Source organism: Shinella sp. 1A1 (genome assembly GCF_055379515.1).
Genome location: NZ_AP039671.1, coordinates 3,440,240 through 3,446,576, shown reverse-complemented (window position 1 = coordinate 3,446,576; position 6,337 = coordinate 3,440,240). Strand labels below are relative to the sequence as shown.

Annotated in this window: 7 protein-coding genes; 3 read left to right on the top strand and 4 right to left on the bottom strand. The window is 68.0% G+C overall.

Annotated features, from left to right (window positions below):
* The first annotated feature begins 139 nt into the window (after positions 1-139).
* The 3 genes from ACZ48C_RS16775 to ACZ48C_RS16765 all read left to right on the top strand — a co-directional run bounded on the left by ACZ48C_RS16775 (position 140) and on the right by ACZ48C_RS16765 (position 3,320).
* Positions 140-1,171: a trans-3-hydroxy-L-proline dehydratase gene (locus ACZ48C_RS16775; RefSeq protein WP_119257308.1), complete on the top strand. Its 1,032-nt coding sequence runs from the start codon at positions 140-142 to the stop codon at positions 1,169-1,171.
* A 197-nt stretch (positions 1,172-1,368) separates the two neighbouring features.
* Complete coding sequence (locus ACZ48C_RS16770; protein ID WP_464781802.1) at positions 1,369-2,046, top strand: FadR/GntR family transcriptional regulator; 678 nt, start codon at positions 1,369-1,371, stop codon at positions 2,044-2,046.
* On the top strand, positions 2,043-3,320 hold the full coding sequence (locus tag ACZ48C_RS16765) for a CynX/NimT family MFS transporter (protein ID WP_464781801.1): 1,278 nt from the start codon (positions 2,043-2,045) through the stop codon (positions 3,318-3,320). The genes ACZ48C_RS16770 and ACZ48C_RS16765 overlap by 4 nt, the downstream gene beginning before the upstream one ends.
* Here ACZ48C_RS16765 and ACZ48C_RS16760 read toward each other — a convergent pair.
* The 4 genes from ACZ48C_RS16760 to ACZ48C_RS16745 form a co-directional block, all read right to left on the bottom strand.
* A complete protein-coding gene (locus ACZ48C_RS16760; RefSeq protein WP_464781800.1) occupies positions 3,284-3,988 on the bottom strand; it encodes a 5-formyltetrahydrofolate cyclo-ligase in 705 nt (234 codons plus the stop codon). The genes ACZ48C_RS16765 and ACZ48C_RS16760 overlap by 37 nt on opposite strands.
* Before the next feature lie 11 nt (positions 3,989-3,999).
* Positions 4,000-5,166, bottom strand: coding sequence for a cystathionine gamma-synthase (metB, locus tag ACZ48C_RS16755; RefSeq protein WP_464781799.1), 1,167 nt, complete (start codon positions 5,164-5,166; stop codon positions 4,000-4,002).
* A gap of 107 nt (positions 5,167-5,273) precedes the next feature.
* A complete protein-coding gene (locus tag ACZ48C_RS16750) occupies positions 5,274-5,621 on the bottom strand; it encodes a DUF488 domain-containing protein (RefSeq protein ID WP_464781798.1) in 348 nt (115 codons plus the stop codon).
* 2 nt (positions 5,622-5,623) lie between these two features.
* Positions 5,624-6,226 carry a carbonic anhydrase gene (locus ACZ48C_RS16745; protein WP_460929281.1) on the bottom strand — a complete coding sequence of 201 codons (603 nt, stop codon included), beginning with the start codon at positions 6,224-6,226 and terminating at the stop codon, positions 5,624-5,626.
* Positions 6,227-6,337 lie beyond the last annotated feature (111 nt).

Genomic DNA, 6,337 nt, shown 5'->3' with positions numbered 1-6,337 from the left:
GAAACGGAGCAACAGAACGGCTTTGTTCCGCAGCCGGTAGAAACCGCATTGTACATTGGATCCAATTTTTCTATGAAGGAGCGAATGCGCCGCAGGCACCCCTCCCGGCGCGCAACAACCGCGAACCGGAGAGAATGCCATGCGCAGCAGCAAGGTCATCCATATCGTTTCCTGCCACGCCGAGGGCGAGGTGGGCGACGTCATCGTCGGCGGCGTCGCCCCGCCGCCCGGCAAGACGCTGTGGGAGCAGCGCAAGTTCATCGCCGAGGACAAGACCCTGCGCAACTTCGTGCTGAACGAGCCGCGCGGCGGCGTCTTCCGCCACATCAACCTCCTCGTGCCGCCGAAGGACCCGCGCGCCACGATGGGCTTCATCATCATGGAGCCGGAGGACACGCCGCCGATGTCCGGCTCCAACTCGATCTGCGTTTCCACCGTGCTGCTCGACAGCGGTATCGTGCCGATGGTCGAGCCGGAGACCCATATGGTGCTGGAAGCGCCGGGCGGGCTCGTCAATGTCGTCGCCGCCTGCCGCAACGGCAAGGCCGAGCGCATCACAGTCACGAACGTGCCGTCCTTCGCCGACAAGCTGGATGCGAAGCTGGAAGTGGAAGGCCTCGGCACGCTCACCGTGGACACCGCCTATGGCGGCGACAGCTTCGTCTTCGCCGATGCGCGCGCGCTCGGTTTCGCCGTGACGCCGGACGAGGCGCGGGAACTGGCCGAAACCGGCATCCGCATCACCAAGGCCGCCAACGAGCAGCTCGGCTTCACCCATCCGGAAAACCCGGAATGGAACCACATCTCCTTCTGCCAGCTCACGCTGCCGGTGGAAGAGCGCGACGGCGCGCTGCATGGCCGCAACACGGTGGTCATCCAGCCGGCCAAGCTCGACCGCTCGCCCACCGGCACCGGCTGCTCGGCCCGTATGGCGCTGCTGCATGCCCGCGGCCAGATCAAGGTCGGCCAGTCCTTCTCCGGCTATTCGATCATCGATTCGCGTTTCGACTGCCGCATCGTCGGCGAGACCACCGTCGGCGGCCGCCCGGCCATCGTGCCGGAAATCTCCGGCCGCGCCTGGATCACCGGCACCAGCCAGGTGATGCTCGATCCCGACGATCCGTGGCCGGCCGGCTACCGCCTCGCCGACACCTGGCCGCGCAAGCAGTAACGGCCGATGCGGCCGGCCGGAAATAAATTCGGCGCCGCTTCTCCCGTCCAGGCCGGAGCTACCGTCTATGGAGTCCGGCATTGTCTCCTCACCTTCTCCCCGCAGGGAGAAGGAAACGTCGGAGCCAGCAGAATGGCTTTGACCTTTCCACACAATCGCGATAGTCACCAAGTCATCTGATGACTTGGTGACTATCCATGCAATCCCTCAACAAGACCAATCTCGCCGATACGGCGGCCGAGGCGATCCGTGCCGAAATCCTGCACGGCCGCTGGGCTGTCGGCGACAAGCTGCCGAACGAGGCGACGCTTTCGGCGATGCTCTCCGTCAGCCGCAGCACCGTGCGCGAGGCGGTGCGTGTCCTCGTTTCGCAGGGCATTCTGGAGACGCGGCAGGGCTCCGGCACCTATGTGCTGTCCGCCGCCGACACGACGCGCCCGCTCGCCATGGCGCGCCATGCCGGGCTTCGCGACCAGTTCGAGGCGCGGCTGGCGCTCGATGCGGAAGCGGCGCGGCTTGCCGCGCTTCGCCGCACGCCGGCCGTCGTCGCTCACCTGCGCACCCTCCTTGCCGCGCGCGGCAATTCCGACGGCGGTGACAGGGCGGGTTTCATCGCCCGCGACCTTGCCTTCCACCAGGCCGTGATCGCCGCCTCGCAGAATGCGGTGCTGATCGGCATGTACGACTTCTTCTCCACGCTGCTCGCCGAAACCATCGAGGCGAGCCTTGGCGAAGACCTGCCCGAACCCGACATGGCGGCGCATGCCGCCATCATCGACGCCATCGAAAGCGGCAATCCGGACGCGGCGGATGCCGCCGTGCGCCGCTTCATGGCTCCCATCCTTTCATCTCTCGACCGGTTGCTGCTTTCATGACCCATCCCCTCCCCGACGATCCCGGCTCCATCGACCTGATCGACGCCGAAGCCGACAGCGTGCCCGCACCCGAGCCGCACCGCCCGCCAAGTTCGGCGGCGCGCGTCCTGCTCGGCGCCAGCCTCGTGCTGATCGCCTTTAACCTGCGGCCGGTCTTTTCCAGCGCCTCGGCGCTGCTGCCGGAGATCCGCGATGTGCTCGGCCTTTCGCCGACCGGCGCCAGCCTGCTGACGACGCTGCCCGTGGTCTGCCTCGGCCTGTTCTCGCCGCTCGCCCCGCGCCTTGCCCAGCGCTACGGCACCGAGCGTACCCTGCTCGGCGTCGTCGTCATCCTCGCGCTCGGCACGGCGCTGCGCGGCCTTTCCTCCATTCCGCTGCTGTTTCTCGGCACGGCGCTGGCCGGCGGCTGCATCGCCGTCGGCAACGTGCTGCTGCCCGGCCTCGTCAAGCGCGACTTCCCGGACCGGGCGGCGCTGATGACCGGCTGCTACACGATGGCGCTCTGCGCGGGCGCGGCAAGCGCTGCCGGCCTGACACTGCCCGTCGAACACGCGCTCGGCGGCTCGCTCGACGGGGCGCTGGCGATCTGGGCGCTGCCGGCGCTGCTGGTGGCGCTGCTCTGGCTGCCGCAGGTCCTTGCCAGCCGCCGGCAGGTCAAGCGCACCGGCTTTCGCGTGGAGGGCCTGTGGCGCGACCGGCTCGCCTGGCACGTCACGCTCTTCATGGGCCTGCAATCGGCGCTCGCCTATTGCGTCTTCGGCTGGCTGGTGCCGATCCTGCGCGAACGGGGGCTGGACGGCGTGACCGCCGGGGCCATCGTCTCCGTCTCCGTCATGGTGCAGGCGGCCTCCTGCCTCGTCGCGCCGCATCTTGCCGTGCGCGGCAAGGACCAGCGGCTGATCAACGTCACACTCTGCGGCTTCGCGGTCGTCGCGCTTCTCGGCCTGCTCTTCGCGCCGCTCTCCACCGTCTGGTTCTGGGCCGTGCTGCAGGGCATCGGCCAGGGCGGGCTGATCGCAGTGGCGATGACGGTGATCGTGCTGCGCACGCGCGATTCGCACATGGCGGCGCATCTTTCCGGCATGGCGCAGTGCGTCGGCTACCTGCTTGCCGCCATCGGCCCGCTGATCGTCGGCCTCATCCGTGGCTGGACGGGCAGTTTCGGCTGGAGCGCGGTGCTCATCGTGCTGCTCGGCATCGGCGCGGCGATCAACGGATGGTTCGCCGGGCGGGCGCTCTACGTCAATGCCCGCACGGTGGAAACGTCCGCCTGAGGGCGGACGGCGCCCGCTTCGGTGACGATCAGGTCCAGCGGGATGTCGTGCATCTGCGGATAGATCGTCGGGACTTTCGCCGCGCCGTAGCCGACGCCGATGACGCGCGGGCGGGCCGGAAGGGAAGCGAGCGTGCGGTCGAAGAAGCCGCCGCCATAGCCGAGCCGGTAGCAGGCGGGGTCAAAGCCGACCACGGGGGCGATCACGACATCCGGCATGCAGGGCCGCTGCTCCGCCGGGACCGGAATGTTCCAGACGCCGCGCGCCAAGGCCTCACCCGCCTGCCAGAGATGGAACGCCAACGGCCGGCCCTTTTCGACTACAACCGGCAGGGCGGTGCGCCCGCCGCGGCGGGCGATCTCTTCCATGAAGGGGCGAAGGTCCGGCTCACCGCGAAACGGCCAGTAGGCGCTGACGATGCGTCCCTCGACATCGCCGATTTCCGCGAGCACCCCGGCGGCGATGGCCTCTGTCCAGCCGGCCCGCGTCTCGGCGGGCACCTCGAGGCGCGCGGCGATCAGCCGTTCCCGCTCGGCCTTGCGCCAGCGGTTGACGTCCGTCCAGGCCTGCAGGTCGAGCGGTCCCGGCAGGCCGGAATAGGCCGGATCGACCTCGTGCAGGAAACAGGCCGGGGATGCAAAGCTGCCGGGCGTATCGTCATCGGCCATCGCGCCTCTCCTCAGCAGGCCGAAAGGCCCGCCTCGAGCCCGGCCAGAAGATCATCGACATGTTCGAGCCCGACGGAAAGCCGGAGCAGCCCGTCGCCAATACCGGCCCGGGCCCGGGCGTCGGCACCCATGTCGACATGGGTCATGGTCGCCGGATGCGCCACGAGGCTTTCGACCCCGCCGAGCGATTCGGCCAGCGTGAAGACCCGGACCGCCCGCACGAAGCGCCGCACCGCCGGCTCGCCGCCGGCAAGCTCGAAGCTCATCATGGCACCGAAACCCTGCTGCTGTCTTGCGGCAAGCGCGTGATCGGGGTGATCGGCAAGGCCGGGATAGTGTACGCGGGCGACGGCGGGATGGGCGACGAGCCGTTCCGCGATCGCCATCGCGTTTCTCTCCTGCCCCGCCATGCGGGCGAAAAGCGTGCGAAGGCCGCGCAGGGTCAGCCAGGAATCGAAGGGCGCGGCGATGGCCCCGGTGACATTGGCCCAATGGCGCAGCGCCCGGGCCTCCTCGGCATCCGCAGCGATCACCGCGCCGGCGATGACGTCGGAATGGCCATTGAGGAACTTCGTCGTCGAGTGCAGCACATAATCCGCCCCGAGCGACAGCGGCTTCTGCAGGGCCGGCGACAGGAAGGTGTTGTCGACCGCGACGCGCGCGCCCGCGGCCTTGGCGAAGGCGGAAAGGGCCGCAATATCCACGACGCGCATCAACGGATTGCTCGGCGTCTCGATCAGCACCAGCGCCGGATGGTCCCAGAGCCGCGTCTTGAAGGCCTCCATGTCCGACTGGTCGACCAGCCGCAGCCGGATCTGGCCGAGCTCGGCGCGCGCCTTCAAAAGCCGCATCGTGCCGCCATAGCAATCGTGCGGCGCAAGGACGAGGCTGCCGACGGCAAGCCGGCCGATGAGAAGATCGACGGCGGCCATGCCGCTCGGCGTCAGCACCGCGCCCGCGCCGCCTTCCAGCTTGGTGATCGCCTCGGCCAGCAGATCGCGCGTCGGGTTGCCGACGCGGCCGTAGTCATAGGCGCGCGGCGTGTCGAAATCGGCGAACTGGTAGGTGCTGGAAAGATAGAGCGGCGGCGCGATCGCGCCATAGGCTGTATCGCTCGCAACGCCATGCGCCGCGGCAACGGTTTCCGGTTGAACTTCGACTGCCGTTCGCTCGGACATCGATGCTGCTCCTCATGTTGAAGGAGAAAAATGGCGGCGATGCCGACCCCTGACAAATGAATTTTATTGCCGTTTGACCGCAAGAAACTTGCAGTCAAACGCATGCGTCACGGATTTTCCCTCAGGAAGTCGGCAAGCACGGCCGCGTGGTTGAATTCGCGGTTGCGCGAGCCGTAGAGCAGCGTGACGGGGCCGGCTGCGACATGTTCGCGCAGGACCGCCACCGCCGGATTATCGGCAAGCTCTTCGCGGTAGCGCTTTCGGAATTCGGCCCAGCGCTCCGGCCTGTGGTCGAACCATTTGCGCAAGGCGGGCGTCGGCGCGACGTCCTTCATCCACTCGTCGAACGCCGCCTTCTCCCTGGAAATGCCGCGCGGCCAGAGCCGGTCGACCAGGATGCGCTCACCGTCGTCGGGGCCGGGCTCGTCATAGACGCGCTTGATGTACAGGAACATGGCTAACCGCCCTTTCCGCCGCGCACCGTACACTGAAGGTCGGAAAGCAGCCCGTCCTTCAGGCCGTAGACCCAGCCGTGGATGGACACGTCCCGCCCGGCCTGCCAGGCCGCCTGCAGGGTCGGCGTGCGGGCGAGGCGCTCGACCTGCGCGGCGACCGAGGCCTCGCAGAGCCGGTCGAGGTCGGCATCGCTCCAGCCCCCGCATTCCCGGCATTCGAAGCGCCGGTCCGCCACGTCGCGCACCGGCTGGAGCCAATGGTCGATCAGCCCGAAGCGCTCGCCGCTGACCGCCGCGCGGATGCCGCCGCAGCCATAGTGCCCACAGATGATGATGTGCTTCACGCCGAGCTGGTGCACGGCATATTCGACTACCGACAGCATGTTGAGGTCGGCGGGGTGGATGAGGTTGGCGACATTGCGATGCACGAAGACCTCGCCCGGCTCCAGCCCGGCGATCACATTGGCCGGCACGCGGCTGTCGGAACAGCCGATCCAGAGATATTCCGGCTGCTGCAGGTTGGAGAGGCGGTCGAAATAGTCGGCCCGCTCCGCCTTGCGCTCGGCGGACCACGCTCTGTTCCTGACGAAAAGGTCCTCGATCATGCTCTGCCTTTCTTTCGGGGGGATCGGCCGCGATCTTTCGCCCATAGCTGGCTTCTGTCAAACCGGCAGGGCGTCGCAGGGGCGACGCTTGACTTGCCCCTGCCCTCACCC